A 20,450-nucleotide genomic window follows, 5' to 3' on the forward strand; every position below is an offset into this window, starting at 1 on the left:
AACCACGACTACCAATACGAGATGGGGGAGGTGCTCGAAGCCCTGTCGCGTCGGCTTGTCGAGGCGATTGCGGAGTGGATCGGTGGCGTGCCTATACCAAACCCCGGCCATCTCCCTCTCCTCTTGAGGGTAGAACCCGACGCTAGATTCATCTCTTTTAATTACACGAGCACGCTTGAAAAACTTTACGGCGTCGACCCGCGCCGTGTGCTCTACATCCATGGATCGAGCGAATCGGGTGGGGGGCCTATCGTACTGGGACACGGCTGGAAGCAGGAATCCGTCGGGCATTCTGACGAATGGGATGAGGAACTCCGGGAGCGGGACCCGAGGGTGCAAGAGGGTGAACAAATCATCCAACGGTACTTCCAAGACACGCTCAAGCCGACGGCGGCCATCATCGAGCAAAACCAGGCTTTTTTCGATTCACTCGCAGGTGTGGGAGAGGTTTACGTCTTAGGCCATGCTCTCTCGCCGGTCGACCTCCCATACTTCAAATCGATCGTAGACGCGACCCGCGGAGCTCCGCCCCGCTGGCTCGTCTCCTACCACTCACCCAGCGAAAAGGAGAGCCACACCGAGGCTCTCCGATCCATCGGAGTCGAGGGAGATCGACTTGACCTTCATCCGATCCGAAAGTTCATCCGTACCTCGTGTGCAGACGGGGTTATCGAAGGTGACCTGAGCACACTCTGGAACGGCTGAGGTGCGGCGATGGGCGAGCGGAAGCGCAACCGCTTGCAATGGGAGGGTGTCTTCTCCGGTCAGAGTCCGAGATCACCCGTGGGGTTCTCGTCGAAGAGCGGCCCCTCGCGGATGTACTCGCGGAGGACGCGCTCGCTCTTGTGCCGCGTATGCCGCATGAGGGCCCGCTCGTGTGCGCCCGCCTTCGCCGCCTGCGTCTCGATCAGCCCCGCCCTAGCCTCAGCCTTGCGAATGTCGCCCGTTATTGCGTGACATCACGCGAGCTCTAGCAGCACCTCGGGGTGCGCCGCCGCCACCTTCAGCAGCGTCACCGCCGCCGGGTCCGGCCGCCGCCGCCCCTGCTCCCAGTTCTGCAGCGTCCCCACCGGCACGCCGAGCGCCGCCGCGAACGCCGCCTGCGTCATCCCCTGCGCCTCCCGGATCTCTCGGGCGTCGGGCACGCCGTGAGCACGGACCGCCTCGCGGTCCACGCTGAGCTCGCCGCGCGCGTGGCGTCCCGCCTCCCGCACGCTCTCTTGGAGGTCGTCGAACAGCTGGTCATCCATGATCGGGGGGGCTGTGGTTCGAAGGGGTACGTTGTGTATAGGCTAGGCCCGTCGAGGGGCCGCCACCGGCCCCTCACACTCCGGCCGCAACGCGTCGTCGACGAGCCGCGCGAGCCGCTTCCGCTGCTCGGGCGTGAGGTCCTCGCGCTCGGCTTTCTCGTAGATCATAAGGAGGTACACGATGCCGCGCCGGGCGCAGTCGTAGGTGATGACGCGGAGGCCGCCGCGCTTCCCGCGCCCCGACGCCCCCCACCGCGCCTTGTGCACGTCGGGCACCCCGGGGATGGAGTCGATCCGCGTCGTCCGCTCGTACAGCGCGTTCTGCATCTCGCGGTACCCCTCGGCATCGAGGGCCCGTTTGTCGTAGAGCGCCCGGAGCCGCTTTGAGAACGTCGGCGTCTCGACGAAGAGCACGCCGCTGAGAGAATCCAGCGCGGAGGGATCATCGTCGGGCTGGGACGCGGAGGGCACGAGGGGGCAGGCACGGGTGAGGACGAGCACAGGCAGTATCGGTCCGCCAGTGGCGGAATTAAGTTCAATGTACGCCACTGGCGGACTTCGGATCCACCCTTCTTCTCAAAAAAGGGGAGCCTCCCAACGCCACCTCAAAATCCCCTCTCACCAACCCCAAGGCATCAGCGCGTCCCGCCTCCCGCACCCCCCTCCTAGGTCAGAACGTCTGGTCTTCCATGATCGTGGTAAAGGGGGAGGGGGCGCTCTTTTATGAGCTACGCCCGTCGAGGAGCGGCCACCGGCCCCTCACCCTCCGGCCGCAACGCGTCGTCGACGAGCCACGCAAGCCGCTCCCGTTGCTCGGGCGCGGGGCCTTCGCGCCCGGCGTCAAATCCCCTTCCCGAACAGCGCGTAGCGGCGGTCGCGGTCGGAGACGTGTGACGTGAAGCGGGTAGAGTAGTTGTCCCGGTGCATGAGGCAGATCATGCCGTCCTGGTAGACGTCCAGGCTGCGTTGGGCGGCCTCTGCGGAGAGCGCGCTCATCAGGCCTCCGTTCCGAAGGTCACCCCGGACGGCGGCGGTCTTGGCCAAGAAGCAGGGCCGCGCGAGCTCGGGGAAGTGGCGCTCGAAGCGGAGATCCGAGGCCGAGACGCGCGCCGGATTGCCCTGGCGGAGGAGGGGGCCGTAGTCGGGGAAGCAGATCAGGAATCCGGCCACGCGGCCCCGAGCGTCGAGCCCGATGACGGACGTGCGCGGGCAGAGCCGGCGGGCGACGCCCTCGCCGTAGGAGCGGCGGAAGTCGCGTTCGGAGAGGGGGAGGTAGGCCACGTTGTGGCTGAAGGCCTCATCGACGAACCCGTACAGCTCGTCGAGCCGTTCCATCCAGAGCCCCCCGGTGAGCGCCTCGATGCGGACCCCATTCGGAGGACGCGACAGGTAGTGGGCTTTGGAGCGCAGCAGCTCCCCGATGAGCGCCCGGTACCCCTTCGTCGTGGCGTGCGAGGTGTACTCGGCGGCGACCGCAAAGCCGAGCTCGTGGAGGATCTGCGGGTACCACGCCGGGTGGTAGGGCTCGCCTGGGAAGGGGGGCTCGTCGAACCCGCCCAGCCGCAGGCGGTAATCCCGGTGCGTCGTGAAGTTCACGGGGCCGTAGAGGCGTCGTGCGCCCTGCCCGGCCGCCCACGCCTCGACCCGCTGGAAGAGCTCCCGATTCGGTTCTAGCCCGTTCACCGTTTCCCAGAAGCCGAAGAATGCGGCGGGCTCGCCTTCCATGCGGAGGCGGGGGTCGAAGAACCCGGCCACCCTCGCCGCCCCTTCGCGGACGAGGAGCGTCGCGCGCCCCTCGGCGAAGTAGCCGTGCTCCTCGCTGAAAAGCCAATCCAGAGCAGCCGGGTCTTCGGGGATCCAGAGGGGATCGTCCTGGTAGATCTGGTGCGGAAGCCGCTTGAACGCCTCCGGTACGGGCTCGCCAATCACCCAGCTCATGCTCCGCCCTCGCATTCGGCGACGTCCGCCGTAGCCTCCGGCATCTCGACGCGGCCGGAGCCGCCGTCCATGCGCAGGACGTCGCCCGTCCGCACACGCCGTGTCAGGCCGGGGAGGCCGACGATGCAGGGGATGCCCAGCTCGCGGGCGACGACGGCCGAGTGCGAGAGGGCCGACCCGCGCTCGACTAGCAGGCCGGCGGCGAGCGGGAAGAGGGGGGCCCACCCGGGGTCGGTCCGTACGGCGCAGAGGATGCGCCCTGCTACCGGAGTCGCCGCGGACGGATCGAGCACGACGACGGCCTGAGCTTCGACCACGCCGGGGTAACAGCCGGTGCCATCGAGGTGGGGCGCGTGGTCGGGTGCCTGCTCGTAGGGGTAGAGGTAGTCGCTGGCGGCGTACGGCACGCCCCACGTCATGAAGTGATGAGGCATGTCGCTGTCTTCGTACGCCGAGAACTCGGCCTTTCGTAAGCGGCACAGTCCGGCTACGTCGGCCGTCGCCGCTACGCCCTCCACGTACCGCTCGATCTCCTCGACCGTGAGGTACAGGACGTCGCGGGCCTCGTCGAGGGCGCCGAAACCGCGCAGCTGCCGGCCGATCTCGAGGTAGATGCTACGGTACAGGCCGAACATCCGCGTACGCTGCATCCGCGTGCTCTCGCGGTGGCGCACCCCGCGGCGAAAGCCGTCGAGGTCCCGGCGGAACCGCCACAGCCGAACGGGACCCCAAAGCCTACATGCGTGGATCCGCTCTGCCACCTCGCGTTCCGTCCGCTCCCGGAGCGCGCGGGCCTCGCTGCGCAGCGTCGACGCCCGCAGGTCCGGTCGCTCGAGGAGGCCGCGCAGTAGGCTGAAGAGACGGGACGGGTCCTCGCGAGGCGTGACCGTCTCCATCTTCAACTCGCCCGCCGTCCGGTCCCCATACTCCTCGAGGTAGGCCTGGCACGCCTCCCAGATCGACGGCGCCTCCGCCTCGACGGCCCCGGGCAGGCGCTCGTCGGGGAGCGCATCCATGAGGCGGGCGAGAGCCTCCTCGCCGCGGACGGCGTCGCAGAGATCGAGGAGGCGGAGTGTGGGCTCGGTGCTCTCGAGTCCGTCGAGGCCGGAGAGCAACCCGCTCAACACGAGATCGGGCTGGTCGAACCCCGCGCGACGGAGCGCTCTCCGAACGCGCCCGCCCATCATCATCACGAAGAAGTCGTTGAGGATCGGGACGCTCCATCGCTCGAGCATGGTCGCGTGTAGTTTGCGAGCGAGGGCTACGAGTTCTGGGACGGTCCGCGTGTGGAGCGACGCCCGGTCCACGGCCTCGTAGGCCTCACGGAACTCCCGGTGGAAGGCGCCTACCAGCGCGTCCATCCGCCTGAAGCGCCTCAGCAGCCGGCCCAGCAGCACCAGCATCCCCGGGGCGCGTCGGACCTTATCCGAGGTGGAGATGGCCTCGTCCTGTACGAAGTCTACCGGGTCTTGGAGCCCCATCATCCGCTCCATGTCCTCCTTGTTGCGCCCGAAACTCGGCAACAGGAGGAGGCCCCGGTACCAGTTGTTGATGTTGTAATAGACCCGCCCCCGGATCAGGCCCAGCAGGTTGTCCAGCACGGCCTGGTGGGTCGCGATGCGGTCCTCGGGGATCTGCATGGCACGCATGGTCTGCCTGTAGACCGTGGCGTAGGCACGGCGGGCGAACGAGAACGTGAGCGGCGAGGTGACGCCGGAGTAGCTCTCCTGGATGTTCGAGTTGTCCCACACGGTCGGCGCCCCCGCGCCCTCCTGCGGCGGCGGCAGGGCGGTGATGGGACGGGCCTGGACGACCCATAGGCGGCCGTTCTCCCGCGTCCACTCGAGGTCGAGCGGCCTTCGGGCCGCCCTCGCGGCTCGTGCCCCGACGGCTACGATCTCGCGGACCGCCTCGTCCGAGAGCACGCGGTCCGTGCGGGGCGCGTGCTCCAGCCGGACGTACCGCGTGCCCCCCTCGTCGTCGGCCACCGCGGCCTCCTCCTGGTGCCCGACCGTGACCTCGACCGGGCCCGTTCCGTCGAGCCGGGCCACGTACTCGTCGGCGTCGACCCTGCCGGAGACGACGCCCTCGCCGAGGCCTACCGCCGCCGAAACGACGGCGTGCCGGCGGCTGCCGGTCGTCGGGTGAGCGGTGAACAGCACGCCGGAGGTCTCGCCCGTAATCATCGTCTGCACCACGACGGCGACGCCGAGCCGGTCGACCGAGACCCCGTGGCGGAGGCGGTAGGCGACGGCGCGGTCCGAGAGGGCGCTGGCCACGCACTTCGCCAGCGCCTCCACGACCCCGCCAACGCCCCGCACGTAGAGGAACGAGTCGAGCTGGCCCGCGAAGGACGCCTCGACCCCGTCCTCCCCAACGGCGGACGAACGTACGGCGATGTTCGGCTCTGCTCCGCCGTCATTGAGCGACGCCAGCGCCTCAGCGACCGCCTCGCGCAGGGCCAGCGGCGGCTCGATGGCGGCAACACGCGCCCGCAGCGACGCGAGGAGCTCGGGTGGGTACGCGCCTTGGCCGGCCGCCTCGGCGAGGCGACGCCGGATCTCCTCCGCCACGCCGCTCCCGTGGAGCATCCGTTCGGTCTCGGCAACGGGTATGACGAACCACGGCGGCACGGCCACCCCACACCGCATCAGCCACGCGAGCCCCGACGCTTTGCCCCCGAGCTGGTCCGGCCCAGCCCGAGAGGCATCGCGAGGGTACAGGAGCGGAGCGGTCATAGGGGAGCGGGGGGGCGTGACGGGGCGAATATAAACGAGCATGCAGGGGCCGACGGCCCCTGGGAGATCCCGTCATTAAGTTGCGTCGCATAGTAAACCGCCCATGCCTTCCTCCGCGTCCCACAACTTCGTCCGCTTCATCAGGGACGCCGCCTCCCGTCATCCCGAGCGGACGGCTCTCGCGCTGCCGGATATCGGCCGCCTGCGCGGTCCTGAGATCGCGGAGCGCGCCTCGTTCTCGGACCTGTGGAGGCGCATCGAGATCCTCGCCGCCACGTTGCGCCGAAAGCAGGTCGGTCTCGGGGACCGCGTCCTGGTTCTCGTACCGCTTTCGGTGGACCTGTACGCCGCTGTGCTCGCCGCGATGGCCATCGGGGCCGTAGCCGTGCTCGCGCCTGCCGGAAGCGGGCTGAAGCCCTTCCGGAACGCCGTGGCGGCCGCCCGCCCCCAGGGCGTTATCGGCACGCGCGCCACGCTTCGTCTCCGGTGGCTTGTGCCCAGTCTCTGGTCGGCCCGAGCCGTCCGCACAGGCATCCAGCACACAGGGAGCCCCCCGTTGGAACTGGCCGAGGTGGGGTCCGGTGCAGGCGCGCTCTTGACGTTCACGTCCGGGAGCACGGGGCGTCCGAAGGGTGCCGTGCGGACACACGGCACCCTGTCCGCGCAGCACCGCGCCCTCGACGCGTCCCACCCCGTCGCGGACACCGCCGTCGCCCTCACCTGCTTCCCCGTCGTAGCGCTGCACCACCTCTGCTGCGGCACCCCCACCGTACTGCCGGCCGTCGACCTCAAGGACATCTCGTCGGTGCGTCCGGACTGGGTCCTGCGGCAGCTCGCGTCCGAGCGCATCACCGACCTCACAGGCCCGCCCCCGTTCGTCCAGGCGCTCGCCGACCATGCCCTGTCGACCGGGGCTCCAGTCGAGGGTCTCCGGCAGATCGGGATCGGCGGTGGGCCAGTCGGGAGGTCGCTCTTGGAAGCGGCGGCCAAAGCCTTCCCGTCCGCCGTCACCGCCGTGATCTATGGTTCCACTGAGGCCGAGCCCGTGGCCTCCGTCCACGCCTCCGAACTCCTCGCCCTTCCGGCAGAGGAGATCCGGGGATACCCCGCCGGCTTCGATGACCCCGCCGCGCGGGTCATGCTCGTCCGGGTCGAAGACGCGCCGGTCCGTCTCGAGGAGGGGGAGCGCCTCGCGGACCTCGCGGTAGCGGACGGGGAGTGGGGCGAGGTGATCGTGAGCGGGAGCCACGTCGTCGAGCGGTACGTGGGCGCACCGGAGGAGGAGGAGCGGAACAAGATCCGCGACGAGGCGGGGACCGTGTGGCACCGGATGGGCGACGTCGCGTGTAGGGACGAGCGAGGGATGCTCTGGCTAGGGGGGCGGGTCGGCCGCATGATCCCGGGCGCACACGGCCCCATGGCCCCCTTCCCACTCGAGATCGCCATCGAGCGGCAGCCAGACATCTCGCGAGCCGTGCTCCATGTCTGGCGTGGAAACGTCGTGTTGTGGATCGAAGGTACCCCCACCGACGAGGACATAGGGGCGGTGCGCGCCATACTCGCGCACGCCGGACTCCCCGATGTAGAGATGCGTGGGGGCGTCCGCATACCCGTCGACCCGCGGCATCAGTGGAAGGTGGATTACGCTGCGCTGGATCGTATGGCGCAAAAGGGGGGCGGGTAGCGCACGTAAGGCTGCGCGTCACGTCGCAGGGACGCCGCGTCCCGTGGCCCTCTCTCCGAGCCTATCTTAGGCTCGATGGAACCCGCCCTCCAGCCTCTGCTCCCCGAAGAAGCCCAGCCTCGGAGCGAGATCGCCCGCTCCATGCGGTTCGACTCGCTTCGGTACTCGACCGTTTGGGAGGACATCAGCCTCCTCCGCCAGGGGCTGCGTATCCAGCCGGGCGACGACGTTCTGTCGATCACCTCCGCTGGCGACAACGTTCTCGGGATGCTCCTCGAAGGGCCGCGCTCGGTCACGGCCATCGACCTGAACCCCTGCCAGACGGCCGTGCTGAACCTCAAGCTGGCCGCGCTTCAGAGCCTTGGCCACGAGGAGTTCGTCGGGCTTCTCGGCGTGCGGCCTCACCACGACCGCTGGGGCCTATACGCGGCGTGCCGCGAGCACCTGACGCCGGCGGGGCGGGCGTTTTGGGATGAGCAGCGGGAGGCCATCGCGGCCGGCATAGCAAGTAGCGGGCGGCTGGACCGCTACATCGCGGCATGGCACGATGCTGTGCTTCACAGGCACATGGCAGCGGAGGAGGTGGCAGCGGCCTTCGAGGTCGTCGACCTCGAAGAGCAGCGCCGCATCTACCGTGACCACTTCGACAACCGGGCGTTCGAGGAAGGCTTCACGTGGTACTTTGGCGAGGAGATGATGGGGCGCAACGGCCGCGATCCAGCGCAGTTCGCGCACGTAGAGGTAGACGCGGGCGAGCATTTCCTGCGCCGGTTCCGGTACGCGTTCACGAGCCTCCCCCTGAAGGGAAACTTCTACCTGGAGCGGTTCATGACCGGAGGCGTGGCGTCGCTGGAGGGGGCTCACCCCTACCTTCGCCCTGCCCATTACGAACGCCTTCGCGCCCTCTCGGGCCGTGTCCGTACGGTGACGGACGAGCTCGAGACGTTCGTCGACCGGTGCGACCCGGGCGCCTTTTCGAAGGCCAACCTGTCCGACGTCTTCGAGTACGCGTCCCCGGAGAACGCAGCCCACCTGTTCGAGGCCCTCCACCGCGTCATGCGGCCGGGCAGCCGCCTCGCCTACTGGTCCCTCTTGGTCGACCGCTCTCGTCCACCCCACCTGGATGCGCGGTTCGTCTCCCACGCCGCCGAGGCCTACGGTCTCTGGCGTCAAGATCGCTCCTGGTTCTACCGCAGCTTCCACCTAGAGGAGACCCGCGAAGGCGGTGAGGCATGAGTGACCCCCCGGGGCCCCTGATGCGCCGCAGCCGGCTCGGCCTAGGCATCCTCGTTGCCCTCCTCGTCGCAGGCACCCCGTTCGTGCTACGTGCCATCGTCCCGGACAACAGCCTGGACGTCTGGTTCGTCGAAGGCGACCCGGCGCTCGCCGAGTACGAGCGCTTTCAGGAGACCTTCGGCAACGACGAGGTGATCCTGATCGGGTACCGCCCGGGCGGCGACGTGCTCGGCGAGGAGCCGCTCGAGCGCGTGGCGGCGCTTGGCCAGCGCCTGAGGCGCATCGAAGGGGTGGCCGACGTCCACTCCATCGCCGAGGCGGAGGACGTCGTCCGCGACGGGTTCGGGTACAGCGTCGTTCGCCTGCGGGACCACTTCGACTACGACGTCGACGCCATGCGAGAGGTGTTGCTGGACTCCCCGCTCTCCGCCGGCCGCCTCATCAACGCCGACGCTACGATGGCGCTCATCTGGGTCCAGATGGCCGCGCTCGAGAACTTCGAGGACGTGCGCGACGACATCGTCGTGGCGGTCCGAGCGGAGGCGGACGCCGTCCTCGGCGCTTCCCATGCCTACGTCGGCGGTCTTGGCGTCATCTACACGGCCTTGAACCAGGCGACCCAGCGTGACTTCGGCGTCTTCATGGGCGTGTGCTACGTCCTCCTCCTCGCGCTGCTGGGCGCCGTCTTCCGCCGCGCCAGCGTCGCGCTGGTCGCTATGGGCGTCGTGGGGATCACCACGTGGCTTACGCTCGCCGTAGCCGGGCTATTCGACCGTCCGCTCAACGCCGTCACGGTCACCATCCCGACCCTGATCGCGGTGTTCGCGTTGGCCGACATCGTCCACGTCCTCAACCACCACACCGCCGCGGCGCGGCGCCTGCCCGGTGCAGGGGCATGGGACGTGGCCCGCGAGGCCTTGCGCCGGGCGTTCACTCCCAGCCTCTACACCTCGCTGACGACGGCCGCCGGGTTCTTGGCGTTGACGAGCGCGCCCATCGCTGCGCTGCGCCAGTTCGGCGCCCTCGCCGCGACCGGCATCGCCCTCGCCTTCGCCGTGACGTTCGTACTCGGCGCCATCGCTCTGCCCCGCCTGCGCCCGGCGAGCGACCGCAGCGCTACGCTGGGCGCGATCGAACTGGGGCTAGAGCGCCTCTTCCGACTCGTCTGGGCACGTCCGCTCGCCACGGCCGCCGTGGTCGCGGTCATCGCCGTCGTTGCCGCGTTTGGGGCCGGCAGGGTGACGGCGGACACCTACACGATCGGCTACCTCCCGGACGACGACCGCGCTACTCGGGACCACCTGGCGCTCGAGTCGGAGTGGGGGCCGTACACGCCCGTCGATCTCGTCGTCCGGCCCCTCGGCGGCCGACGGGTAGACGATCCCGCTATGCTGAGGGCCTCCGCCTCGTTCTCCGACGCGGTGCAGGACCGCACCGGAGTCGCCTCCGCGTTCGGCCTCCATACGCTGGTCGGCCGCTACTCCGAGGTGCGGGTCGGCGACGACCGCCTGATGGACGATTCGGCCAACGTCGCGCTGGCTATGGAGCGACTGGAGGACGAGCGGAACGCCGACCTCCGCCGCATCAGCACGGCGGACTACCGCGCCGGGCGCATCGTGCTCACCGGACCGATGATGAGCGCCCGCGACCTCGGACGCACGCTCAGTGACGTTCAAGAAGTCGTCGACGCACACTTCGCCGGCCTCGCCGAGGTCGCCCCGGCCGGATACCCGCCCCTCTACGTGCAGATCGTCGAGCGGGTGACGTCGTCGCAGGTCCGGAGCTTCTGGATCGCCCTCGTGATGGTGACCCTCCTGCTCGCCTTCTGCCTACGGGACCTCCGGCTCGCCCTGCTCGCCGTGCCGGTAAACCTCTTCCCGATCCTGATCATGTTCGGTACCATGGGCTGGCTCGGGATCCCGCTCGACGTCGCGACGGCCACGGTGGCGGCGATCCTCCTCGGCGTGGCCGTCGACGACACGATCCACCTGCTGTACCACGTTCGCGGAGCCCGCGCTACCGCGGGCACCCGCGAGGCGTTATTCTCCGCAGCGCGCGGGGCCGGCCGGGCGGTCGTGCTCACGAGTCTTATCCTTGCCGTCGGCTTCTCGGTGCTCATGCTCGCGAGCGTGAGCACCGTCTTCTACTTCGGGCTTCTGACCGCCGTGGCGGCCGTCGGCGCGCTCGTGGGGGACCTCGTGCTTCTCCCGCTCCTCCTGCGCGTCGTCTACGGCCGGGCCGCTGCCGAACCTGCCTCCTGACCATGCCGAACCGCCCCCCCTCCCCATCCGTCGAGACCCGCGACGTCCGCGCCGACACGTACGACGACGCGATGCCGCGCATCCCCCACCGCGGACATTACAGCCGCGACCGTGCCGACGACCGGCTCGAGTGGGTGCGTCAGAGGACGGGAGCGCCGCTCGTAGAGCTGGGCACCTACGGTACGGATCCCGAGACGCTGCGCGGCAACGTGGAGAACTTCATCGGCATGGTGCAGGTGCCGGTCGGGGTGGGGGGGCCGCTGCTCGTCCGCGGCGAGCACGTGGACGACTACATCGTGGCACCGCTGGCGACCACGGAGGGCACCCTGGTCGCCTCGCTCTCGCGGGGGTCCCGTGCGCTCAGCCTGGCGGGCGGCGTGCGGGCACGGGTGGTGCACCAGCAGATGACGCGGGCGCCGATGTTCACGTGCGGCTCCCTCGACGACGCCTTCCGCCTCCTACGCTGGCTCGAAGGCCACCTCGACGACCTGCGGGCGGCCGTCCGCACGGCCAGCCAGCGGGCCGAACTCGTCGCGGTCCGGGGCTTCGTCAGCGGCGCCGTGCTCCACGTCCGCTTCCTGTACCGCACCGCGGATGCCGCCGGCCAGAATATGACCACCGCAGCCACGCACCACGCATGCGAGTGGGTACTGGAGCACCTCCCGCCCGACGTAGACCTGGTGCGCTACGTCATCGAGGGCAACTTCAGCAGCGATAAGAAGGCCAGCTTCCTCAGCTTCATCGAAGGGCGGGGGACGCGGGTCGTCGCCGAGGCGAAGCTGCCGGGCGCCGTGCTCCGGGACGTGCTAAAGGTGGAGCCCTCGGACCTCCTCAGCACCTGGTCGGGCTTCGTATCGGCCTCGGTGGGGGCCGGGATGATGGGGCTGAACGTGAACGTCGCCAACACCATCGCCGCGCTCTTCACCGCCACGGGGCAGGACATCGCCTGCGTCCACGAATCGTCCGTCGGGCAGCTCGACGTCCGGCCCGACGGCGACGGCATCTACGTCTCCCTCGTGCTGCCGTCGCTCGTCATCGGCACCGTCGGGGGCGGCACCGGGCTCCCGACGCAGCGCGAAGCGCTCGAGATGCTAGGCTGTTACGGAGCGGGCAAGGGCGGCCGCCTCGCCGAGATCGTCGCCGCCTTCGCGCTGGCGCTCGACCTCTCGACGCTCTCGGCCATCACGGCCGGCCACTTCGCCGCCGCGCACGAACGTCTCGGGCGTAACCGCCCGGACCTGGGAGTGAAGGCGGAGGACTTTAATGAAGGCCTCTTCGAGCGCCTACTCTCCGATGAAGACGGGCCCGTCGCCGTGGGGTCCGCCGAGCCGATTCCGATGGACACCTCGGCGAGCATCCTTTCGGACCTCGCCGCTACCGAACTCAGCAACAAGCGCGTCGGTCTCTTCCCGTACGAGGTGCGCTATACGAGGGAGGGCGTCAGGGGCACGGTGAGGCTCGTACTCAAGGTGAAGGCGACCGACAGCGAGGTGGTCGGCGCGCTCAACAAGATGGCGCAGGGCTGCGGTGGCCCCCTCTCCTCCGCGTTCGGGCGACTCGGCCTGCAGACCGACTTCCGCGGCTGCCACGAACGCGAACTCGCGCTCGCCCGGCTGCCCCAACAAAAGTTCACCCGCATCGCCCCGAAGATCTACGGCACGTGGCATGACGCCGACCGCGAGGTCTGCGTCATCGCGATGGAACTCCTCGAAGACGTGACCCACGTCGGGACGGCCGACCGACCGGACGCGTGGAGCCGCGACGACATCGCCGTCGTGCTGAACGATCTCGCTCCGTTCCACGCGTTGCATCTCGGCCGCACGGATAGCCTACCAGAGGACCTGTGTCTCTCTCCTCGCACGACCCACGCGACGGGGGGTTTGGCGGAACTCTGGCGCGCCCTCGCCGATCACGGGGCCGTCGAGTTCCCCGGCACCTACACGCCTGAGCGACTCAGGATGGTGCGTGCCCTCATCGACTCGATAGAGGAGTGGTGGCCGACGCTCGAGGCCATGCCGCGAACGCTGGTCCACAACGACTTCAACCCGCGCAACCTCTGCCTGCGGCGGGGAGGCGACGGTGCGCGCCTCTGTGCCTACGACTGGGAGCTAGCCACCGTGAACGCACCGCAGGCGGACATCGCGGAGTTCCTCGCCTTCGTCCTACCCCCGGAGACGAGGCGCGAGGACCGGTTGTCGTGGTGCGACGAGTATCGCCGGGCGCTCGAGCAGGCCTCGGACGCTATCCTCGACGAGGAGCAGTTCCGTGCCGGCTTCGACCTGGCCTGCGCGGACCTGCTGATTGGGCGCCTGGGCCTCTACACGATGGCGCACACCTACAAGGACTACTCGTTTCTGCCGCGGGTGCTAGACGGCGTCTTCCGACACGTCGCCGCCTCTCCGACGCTGGCCCCCTTCACTCGCTAACCGAGAGGTCCTTATGCACGGTGCCGCAATGGATCGCGAGTCGCTCATCAAGCGCGAGTCGCTCATCAGCCGATTCTGGGCGTACCTCCGCGAGCGCTATGACCCCCTGCAGTTCGTGCCGTTCCACCTGCTCACCGTCGCCGCCGTCGGGGGCCTCGTCCGTCTTCGGTTCGACGCCCCGGCGGATGCCGCGCACGTCCTCTCACACGGGGCCCTAACGCTGATCTTGCTGGCCTTCTACTTCATCCTCCGCGTGTTCGACGAGCACAAGGACCGGGAGGACGATGTCCGGGCTCACCCCGACCGCCTCCTCTCCCGAGGCGTCGTCGAACACCGTCACCTGCGTGGGGCTGCTTGGGGGGCCGTCGCCGTGATGATCGGCCTTGCGCTGCCTTTCGGGCTGGCCATGGTAGCCGGGGCGGTTGCCGTCCTCGCTTACGCCCTGTTGATGCTGCGGGAGTTCTTCGTCGCCGCCTGGCTCCGGCAGCGGGTGGTGCTCTACGGCCTCACCCACAACGCGGTCGTCTTCCTGTCGGTCCACCTGGTGTTCCTTGGGTTCGGCCTGGTTGCAGGCGAAGGCCTCGCGACCCTTCGCGATCCTTTCGTGCACGCAGGGGCGCTCGCCATCAACCTCCTCGTGTTCTCGCTCGAGGTAGCCCGAAAGATTCGCACGCCGGACGGCGAGCGGGAAGGGGTGGAGACCTACTCCCGCGTTCTCGGGCTCCGCAAAGCGGCCCTCGTCCTCCTTGCGGTTCAGAGCGCCGGCGCCGCCGTTCTCCTCTGCCTCTTCCTCACATCGGAAGCTCATCTGATATGGGCGCGGGCCGGACTAATGGGCATCGGGTGGGTTCTCACGGTGGCCACCATTCGCGCCCTCCTCCGCCGGCCTACAGCAACGGCAGCGGAGCGCCTCGTCCAGCCTGCCGGCTTATCGGTTGCGCTCTACCTCATCGGGACTGCGATCTGAGACGCGGTCCGACGACGAAGGGGGCACTCCGGGAAGCGATCGCGGGAGGCTGACGGATGGACCGGGCCGTGGACTACGGGCCGCTCCAGAACGTGGCCCCTTTTAGTAATGGCCTAGGATGAACGATACTCCCCCGCGTATATCTTCCACGCCTTTCAATTGCCCCGTTCTCACCACGACGTGATGATTCCGCGTTACCTCGCAGCGCTCGCTGCCCTCGTGCTCTCCTTCTGCCTCGCCTCGCCCGCCTCGGCGGAGGTCCTCGTCGTTCCCACCGACTACCCGACGATCTCCGCGGCCGTGGGCGCCGCCGCCGCTGGGGACACCGTCTTCGTCTTGGACGGCGTCTACCGGGGCGGCATCCCCCTCAAGAGCCACGTCACCCTCCTCGGCCAGAGCAACACCGGCACCATCATCGACGGCGACCTCTTCGACGCCCACGCCGGGTTCGACTTCTACTGGGACCAGCACCCGGGGTACGGGCGGGAGGGCGTCGTCGTCCAAAACTTCCGCATCCGCAACTTCCCCCGGGCCGTCCGATTCGCCGACAACGAGTCCCACGACCCGCTCGACCTCGGGATCGCGATCCGGAACAACGTGGTGGAGGGGTGCGGCACGGCCTTCTACCTCTCGTGGAACGCCGGCGGTGCCGCCGCCCTTATCGAGGGCAACGTCCTCTACGGCCCGAGTCCGGGCTCCGGCGTCGGCATGTCGTTCACCCGAGCGGGGGAGACCGTCCGCGTAACGGGGAACCGGATCTACGACTTCGGCACGGGCATCAGCTCCGACACCTACTCCCGCATTACGATCGACCACAACGTGATCGTCGGTTCGTCCGCGCAGGGCCTTTACCTCTCGGGCACGACCACCCGTGCGCTCAACAACACCCTCGTCGAGAACGAGATCGCCGTCCGCGTCAGCCACGACGACGCCTACCTCCGCAGCAACGTCTTCGCTGGGAACGCGACGGCCGTGACCAACTACTTCGGCGACATCGATCCCGCTTACAACGTCTACTGGGACAACGGGAGCGACGGCGGCTACACCGACCCGACCGATACCCACGGCGACCCCCTCCTCACCGGGGGCGACTACTACTGGCTCGGGGCGGGCTCGGCGGCCATCGACGCCGGCGACCCCTCGGCGGACTTCGTGTTCGAACCTCGCCCCAACGGGGGCCGCGTCAACGCCGGGGCCTACGGGAACACCCCCCTCGCCACCGTCTCCTCACCGGAGGTAGCGGTGGAGCCGGCCGCCCTCGACTTCGGCGTGGTGTCGGCGCCTGCCGAGCTCGCCCTCACCGTGCGAAACGAGGGTGCGACCCGCCTCCTCTTTGGAGGGGTCGAGGTCGACGGCCCAACCGGCGCATTCGACGTAGTGAGCGCCCCAGCGGTGTTGATGCCTGGGGAGGAGGGACACATTGCCGTCGCCTTCGATCCGCCCAGCCCGGGCCCTTACACGGGCACCCTCCGCATCGAGACCAACGACGCCGACGAGCCCGTGGTGGACGTCGCGCTGACAGGGGTGCGGCAGACCGTCCACGTCCTCTTCCCCCACCTCATCGGACCGGCTCTCGCCGACTCCCTCGCGGCGTACTACGGCCCAAGTTCAGTCCTTCCCCAGGATGCCGCGGCAGACACCCTGTTCGCCGCCATTGCTCGCGTGACGGACGTGGACGGGGACGGCGTGCGGGGGCTCTACTCCGACCTTTTTGTCCCGTTCGACTGCAACCCCTCGTGCGACCCTTCCGCTGACGTTTACGACGGCGGAGAGGGGCTCGAGCTCGAGCCCCTCTGGCCCCTATCGCTGGTGCCGGGAAACGAGCGCGTCGAACGCGACCTCCACCACCTCTTCCCCGCCCGCGTGGAGGTCCAGGCCGACCGCGGCACCCTCCCCTTCGGCGAGAGCCCCGACGACGAGACGACCGAGTGGTACCACCTCGACGAGACGAGGGGCACGCCCCCAGAGGCGGGGCGCGACGCGTGGAGCGAGCGGCTCGGCGGCGTGCGCTTCGAGCCCCGCGAGAGCACGAAGGGGGACGTCGCCCGCGCCCTCTTCTACGTCTACGCGGTCTACGGCCCCTCTGGGAGCGGGCAGGCCGACCCTACTTTCTTCGAGCTGATGAAGGACACGCTGCTGGCGTGGCACGAGGCCGACCCCGCGTCCGAGGAGGAGGGGGGCCGGAGCGAGCGCGTGGCGGCGTACCAGACGACGAGGTCGGGGGAGCCCGCCGTCAACCCGTTCGTCCACGACCCCACGCTCGCGCGGCGGGCCTACTCCTCCGAATCCCTCGCTCGCCCACGCCTCTACGTCGACCAGGCCGCTGCTGACGGGTTCGACGGCTCTGGTTGGGACCGAGCGTTCCCGCACGTGCAAACGGCGCTCGCCGTCGCGGAGGCCTTCGCCGACGAGGTCGCCGAGGTGTGGGTGGCGGAAGGGACCTACCGTCCCGGTGACGCTACGGCGATGACGGGGGGACGCCGTGCGTCTTTCCACCTCAAAAGCGGGGTGGCCGTATACGGCGGGTTCGCGGGCCACGAGGGCGAACTCGACGAGCGGGACCTGACGGCTCACGTCACCGTCCTGTCGGGCGATCTCGACGGCGATGGGGAGGCCGCTGGGAACGCCTATCACGTGGTGACGGCCACGGAGGCCGACAGCACGACCGTGCTCGACGGCTTCACCATCACCATGGGGAACACGCTCGACGCGGAATTCGCCCGCGGTGGCGGGCTTTACGTCACCGGCGGGGCCCCCGTGCTGCGCCACCTCACCATTGCTCAGAACGTGGCAGCGGGCGGAGGCGGGATGTACGTCGAGGCCGGCTCCCCGCTCCTCTTCGACGTCGCGTTCGTGCGCAACACGGCATTCTTGTTCGGTTCAGGCACGGGCGGCGGCCTCTCGCTTAGCGGTGGAAGCGCCACCGTCATCAACGCACGGTTCTACAGCAACCGCGCCGGGACGGGCGGGGGCGGCCTCACCGTCTCGAACGGCGGCACCCCTCTCATCGTGAACAGCGCCTTCGTCGCGAACGACGGGGGCCCCATCGGCGGCGCCGTCTACTCCCTTCATAGCGACCCCGTCCTCGTCAACGTCGTCGCGACGCGGAACGAGGTGTTCGAGCAGGGAGGGGCCCTGTTCAGCGTCGGCGCCACGAGCGAAGGCGGGGGCGACCCCGTCGTGCGCAACGGGGTCTTCTGGGACAACGACGGGGGCGAGATCGGCACCGTGAACGCGTCGGTCCCGGACGTGGCGCATTCCATCGTGCAGGGGGGGTACGCGGGCGGAACGGTCGTGCTCACCTCGAACCCGCGGTTCGTCCGCCAGCCCGGCACCGACGGCCCCGACGATTACGGCGACCTCCGTCTCCAGGAGGGTAGCCCCGGCGTCGACTTCGGCCTCGCTGAGTACCTCCCCCTGGATAGGTGGGACGTCGACGGCGACGGCGACACGGCTGAGCCCCTCCCGATCGACCTCGCGAGCGCGCCTCGCTTGCAAGGCAACGCCGTCGACCTCGGCGCCTACGAGAGCGCGTTCGCCGTCGCCAGCGAGCCTGCGGGAGCCGCTCCGGCGGTCGATGCCCTCGAGGCGGCGTATCCCAGCCCGTTCCGGACGAGGACCGTGCTGGCGCTGACGGTGGCGGACGCCCAAGCGGTGACCGTGGAGGCGTTCGACGTGCTCGGTCGCCGCGTCGCCGTCCTCCACGATGGGGAGGTCCGACCGGGCGAACGACGCGAGGTCGTGCTGGACGGGCGGGCGCTCCCGGCGGGGGTCTACGTCGTCCGGGCGCGAGGCGAAGGCCTCACCCTCGTCCGCCGCGTCACCCTCGTGAGGTAGTGGCGCGCGGTCGACAGCGGCGAGCGGGGTGCTAATCGTAAGCGCGGCTCCCGTTGCGCATACACCTGGAGCGTGCGAACGGGAGAGTCGCTCCCTGTGCTGTTCCGAGGACCCGAAGCGCCTAGTCCGGGGCCAAACACCCCTCAGCTTCCGTCGGGCTCCGCGCCCCGTGTGAGGCGGTGCGACGCCCGCACCGCCTCTCGGAGCCCCTCGCTGAACGCGTCGAGGTCGCCGTCTCCGATCATGCCGTGGCCGTACATCAGGGAGAGGTACCACGCTACCTTCCCCTTGGAGTGCCCGTCGAGGCAGGCCGTGAGCACGTGCGCCTCGGCAGCCACCCGCTCCTTCGCTCGCCAGAACCGCTCCGTCGGCGTGTGGGCCCCGTCGCGGAGGAGGCCGACGAGCTCCTCGTTCCGGAGGCGGAGGTAGCGCTCGCGCCACTCGGGGACGCGGCGGCGGAAGACCTTCCAGTCGGACGTGCTGATATCCATAGCGTTAGCTCTGTGCCCTATGAGGGCTATGCCCTAGGGGAGGGACGACAGGGAGCGCGCGCTGGATCCGCCCGCCGGTCGAAGGCGCTGCAGGACGAGCTCACCTCAGGACGACCACCTTCTGGTGAGCCGCGACGGACGGCGAGCGGGGAGGATCAGAACAGCACCCGCTCAAACCCGCCTCCGCACTCCGGAGGCGCTGCGCTCCCCGGCCCACACTCGCCCGAGATCACGATGACGCCACCGGCCGGGGGCGCGAGGCGAAGGGCGAGGCTATCGGCGCCCACGACGAAGAGGAGCGGCGGGGAATCGAGCCCGCCCCCGAAACGGAGCGTGTCGGCCGACGTGGTGTAACGCCCCTCGTACGTCCTCGAGAACGTGGCGAGCGTGTCGGCAGGGGCGTCGGCGTCCATGAAGTAGGCCGTCGTCCGCTCAACGAGGAAGTCCCCGGCCGTAGTAGGGCCGTCGAAGTGGAGCCGAACGTCGTGGGCGACGACCTCGGGCTCGAACAGGACAGGGAAGCACCCGTCGGGGGTGCAGGTGGAGTCAGCGGCGACGAAGACGGAGCCGAAGGTGGGCGCACGCCGCTCGCCATGCCACGTCCCCGTCAGTGTTGGGGGCTCAGGATCGGCGGAGTCGCACCCGACGAGGAGGCCAAAAAGGCAGAGGACGTGGAGCTTGTGCGGCATGGGGAGGCGTGGCAGAACGGAGTGGCGCTTCGGACGCCACGGGCGGCATCAGCGGTGGAGTGAGCAATGTAGACGCCGACGCGGAGACAGCAAACCCGTAGGGACCGTGGTCGGCCATGAGCGCGGGTTCTGCGGCCGGTGACTAGGACAGGAGAAGCAAGACCACGACAACGAGACCGACGACCGCAGCGGCGACCAGACCGATAAGAAGAGACGGCGTAGGGTTCGAGACAGGAGCGATCCCACTCTCAGCCAGCGAAGTGCTCGCCTCCCGCGCACCCGGCCCCTCCAAGTTGACCTCGACTCGGACGCCTCCGCTCGCGCCGTGCACCTCACTGAGCGTGCTGAGCGTGTCGAGCGCGATCCGCTGGCGGGCCTCCGGCGTCGAGGCGTCAGGCCACTCCTTCGACCAGTTATGGCCCGGCTCCGTCCGCCAGCCGCGCTCGCGCATCTGGACATGCTGCGCTTCAGTCAGCCGGTGGGCAGGGTCGAGAAACTCGTCGCCTACGATTTCGACGTATAAGCCCGAGGCGCCATCGGCTAAGAACTGAGCGTAGTAGTTCCGGGCGTCGTCGGCCGAGACGATGGCGAAACTCCCGTTGCGCTGAGCATTGATCTTGTCGAGCGCCACGAGGGCCGCGTTCGTTTCAGCCATGGGTGACGGGATAGATGAGAGGGTCGCCGAACATTTGGCTGTTCAGCCGCGAAGTGCAATGCGGCCGTGAGCGGTGGTAAGGTATACGCCGACGACGAAGAGGGCAAAACCGTGGAGCGCTTCGTCGGCCTGCGACAGCGGGATCTTTCCAACAAGGTACAGCGCCTCATGGATAGGTCCCTCTCATCAGCCGCCCGCTGCCATGTCTGCCACGACACTCTACACCGGCCTCGACCTCCACAAGCGCTCCGTCTTCGCCCTCACCGTCGACGCCACCG

The 20,450-nt window shown here is 69.1% G+C and carries 14 protein-coding genes; 7 read left to right on the top strand and 7 right to left on the bottom strand.

Features of this window, described 5'->3' with window-relative positions; genetic code table 11:
- Positions 1-705: bacteriophage abortive infection AbiH family protein (locus tag ABJF88_05290; protein MEP0546326.1), on the top strand; the 705-nt coding region annotated here is incomplete at its 5' end.
- Positions 706-959: 254 nt separating this feature from the next.
- Here ABJF88_05290 and ABJF88_05295 read toward each other — a convergent pair.
- From ABJF88_05295 to ABJF88_05310, 4 genes are all read right to left on the bottom strand, one after another.
- Positions 960-1,250, bottom strand: coding sequence for a helix-turn-helix domain-containing protein (locus ABJF88_05295; GenBank protein ID MEP0546327.1), 291 nt, complete (start codon positions 1,248-1,250; stop codon positions 960-962).
- Between the two features lie 42 nt (positions 1,251-1,292).
- Positions 1,293-1,721, bottom strand: coding sequence for a type II toxin-antitoxin system RelE/ParE family toxin (locus ABJF88_05300; GenBank protein ID MEP0546328.1), 429 nt, complete (start codon positions 1,719-1,721; stop codon positions 1,293-1,295).
- A gap of 369 nt (positions 1,722-2,090) precedes the next feature.
- Positions 2,091-3,188 (bottom strand): hypothetical protein, encoded by a 1,098-nt coding sequence (locus ABJF88_05305; protein ID MEP0546329.1) that lies wholly within the window; start codon positions 3,186-3,188, stop codon positions 2,091-2,093.
- A complete protein-coding gene (locus ABJF88_05310) occupies positions 3,185-5,926 on the bottom strand; it encodes a PEP/pyruvate-binding domain-containing protein (GenBank protein MEP0546330.1) in 2,742 nt (913 codons plus the stop codon). The genes ABJF88_05305 and ABJF88_05310 overlap by 4 nt, the downstream gene beginning before the upstream one ends.
- A 103-nt stretch (positions 5,927-6,029) precedes the next feature.
- Between ABJF88_05310 and ABJF88_05315 the strand changes: the two genes are divergently transcribed.
- The 6 genes from ABJF88_05315 to ABJF88_05340 all read left to right on the top strand — a co-directional run bounded on the left by ABJF88_05315 (position 6,030) and on the right by ABJF88_05340 (position 18,337).
- On the top strand, positions 6,030-7,610 hold the full coding sequence (locus ABJF88_05315) for an AMP-binding protein (GenBank protein ID MEP0546331.1): 1,581 nt from the start codon (positions 6,030-6,032) through the stop codon (positions 7,608-7,610).
- Between the two features lie 75 nt (positions 7,611-7,685).
- The gene (locus tag ABJF88_05320) at positions 7,686-8,846 is read left to right on the top strand and encodes a DUF3419 family protein (protein ID MEP0546332.1); all 1,161 of its coding nucleotides are present in this window, start codon (positions 7,686-7,688) and stop codon (positions 8,844-8,846) included.
- The gene (locus ABJF88_05325; protein ID MEP0546333.1) at positions 8,843-11,107 is read left to right on the top strand and encodes an MMPL family transporter; all 2,265 of its coding nucleotides are present in this window, start codon (positions 8,843-8,845) and stop codon (positions 11,105-11,107) included. Before ABJF88_05320 ends, ABJF88_05325 begins: the two co-directional genes overlap by 4 nt.
- Before the next feature lie 2 nt (positions 11,108-11,109).
- Positions 11,110-13,533 carry a phosphotransferase gene (locus tag ABJF88_05330; protein ID MEP0546334.1) on the top strand — a complete coding sequence of 808 codons (2,424 nt, stop codon included), beginning with the start codon at positions 11,110-11,112 and terminating at the stop codon, positions 13,531-13,533.
- A gap of 13 nt (positions 13,534-13,546) precedes the next feature.
- Positions 13,547-14,500, top strand: a complete 954-nt coding sequence (locus tag ABJF88_05335) for a hypothetical protein (protein MEP0546335.1) — start codon at positions 13,547-13,549, stop codon at positions 14,498-14,500.
- 183 nt (positions 14,501-14,683) lie between these two features.
- Positions 14,684-18,337, top strand: a complete 3,654-nt coding sequence (locus ABJF88_05340; GenBank protein MEP0546336.1) for an endonuclease — start codon at positions 14,684-14,686, stop codon at positions 18,335-18,337.
- Positions 18,338-18,480: 143 nt separating this feature from the next.
- Here ABJF88_05340 and ABJF88_05345 read toward each other — a convergent pair whose 3' ends face one another.
- The 3 genes from ABJF88_05345 to ABJF88_05355 form a co-directional block, all read right to left on the bottom strand.
- Positions 18,481-18,828 carry a hypothetical protein gene (locus ABJF88_05345; protein ID MEP0546337.1) on the bottom strand — a complete coding sequence of 116 codons (348 nt, stop codon included), beginning with the start codon at positions 18,826-18,828 and terminating at the stop codon, positions 18,481-18,483.
- A 155-nt stretch (positions 18,829-18,983) separates the two neighbouring features.
- Complete coding sequence (locus ABJF88_05350) at positions 18,984-19,517, bottom strand: hypothetical protein (protein ID MEP0546338.1); 534 nt, start codon at positions 19,515-19,517, stop codon at positions 18,984-18,986.
- Positions 19,518-19,659: 142 nt separating this feature from the next.
- Positions 19,660-20,172: a hypothetical protein gene (locus ABJF88_05355; protein ID MEP0546339.1), complete on the bottom strand. Its 513-nt coding sequence runs from the start codon at positions 20,170-20,172 to the stop codon at positions 19,660-19,662.
- Positions 20,173-20,450 lie beyond the last annotated feature (278 nt).

It is taken from the genome of Rhodothermales bacterium (assembly GCA_039944855.1).
In the GTDB taxonomy this organism is placed as follows: Bacteria; Bacteroidota; Rhodothermia; order Rhodothermales; family JANQRZ01; genus JBBSMX01.

Excerpts from the sequence above, each read along its gene's own strand:
- ABJF88_05295 (MEP0546327.1), bottom strand. The coding sequence starts at position 1,250 with ATGGATGACCAGCTGTTCGACGACCTCCAAGAGAGCGTGCGGGAGGCG.
- ABJF88_05305 (MEP0546329.1), bottom strand. The coding sequence starts at position 3,188 with ATGAGCTGGGTGATTGGCGAGCCCGTACCGGAGGCGTTCAAGCGGCTT.
- ABJF88_05310 (MEP0546330.1), bottom strand. The coding sequence starts at position 5,926 with ATGACCGCTCCGCTCCTGTACCCTCGCGATGCCTCTCGGGCTGGGCCG.
- ABJF88_05315 (MEP0546331.1), top strand. The coding sequence starts at position 6,030 with ATGCCTTCCTCCGCGTCCCACAACTTCGTCCGCTTCATCAGGGACGCC.
- ABJF88_05320 (MEP0546332.1), top strand. The coding sequence starts at position 7,686 with ATGGAACCCGCCCTCCAGCCTCTGCTCCCCGAAGAAGCCCAGCCTCGG.
- ABJF88_05325 (MEP0546333.1), top strand. The coding sequence starts at position 8,843 with ATGAGTGACCCCCCGGGGCCCCTGATGCGCCGCAGCCGGCTCGGCCTA.
- ABJF88_05330 (MEP0546334.1), top strand. The coding sequence starts at position 11,110 with ATGCCGAACCGCCCCCCCTCCCCATCCGTCGAGACCCGCGACGTCCGC.
- ABJF88_05335 (MEP0546335.1), top strand. The coding sequence starts at position 13,547 with ATGCACGGTGCCGCAATGGATCGCGAGTCGCTCATCAAGCGCGAGTCG.
- ABJF88_05340 (MEP0546336.1), top strand. The coding sequence starts at position 14,684 with ATGATTCCGCGTTACCTCGCAGCGCTCGCTGCCCTCGTGCTCTCCTTC.
- ABJF88_05345 (MEP0546337.1), bottom strand. The coding sequence starts at position 18,828 with ATGGATATCAGCACGTCCGACTGGAAGGTCTTCCGCCGCCGCGTCCCC.
- ABJF88_05350 (MEP0546338.1), bottom strand. The coding sequence starts at position 19,517 with ATGCCGCACAAGCTCCACGTCCTCTGCCTTTTTGGCCTCCTCGTCGGG.
- ABJF88_05355 (MEP0546339.1), bottom strand. The coding sequence starts at position 20,172 with ATGGCTGAAACGAACGCGGCCCTCGTGGCGCTCGACAAGATCAATGCT.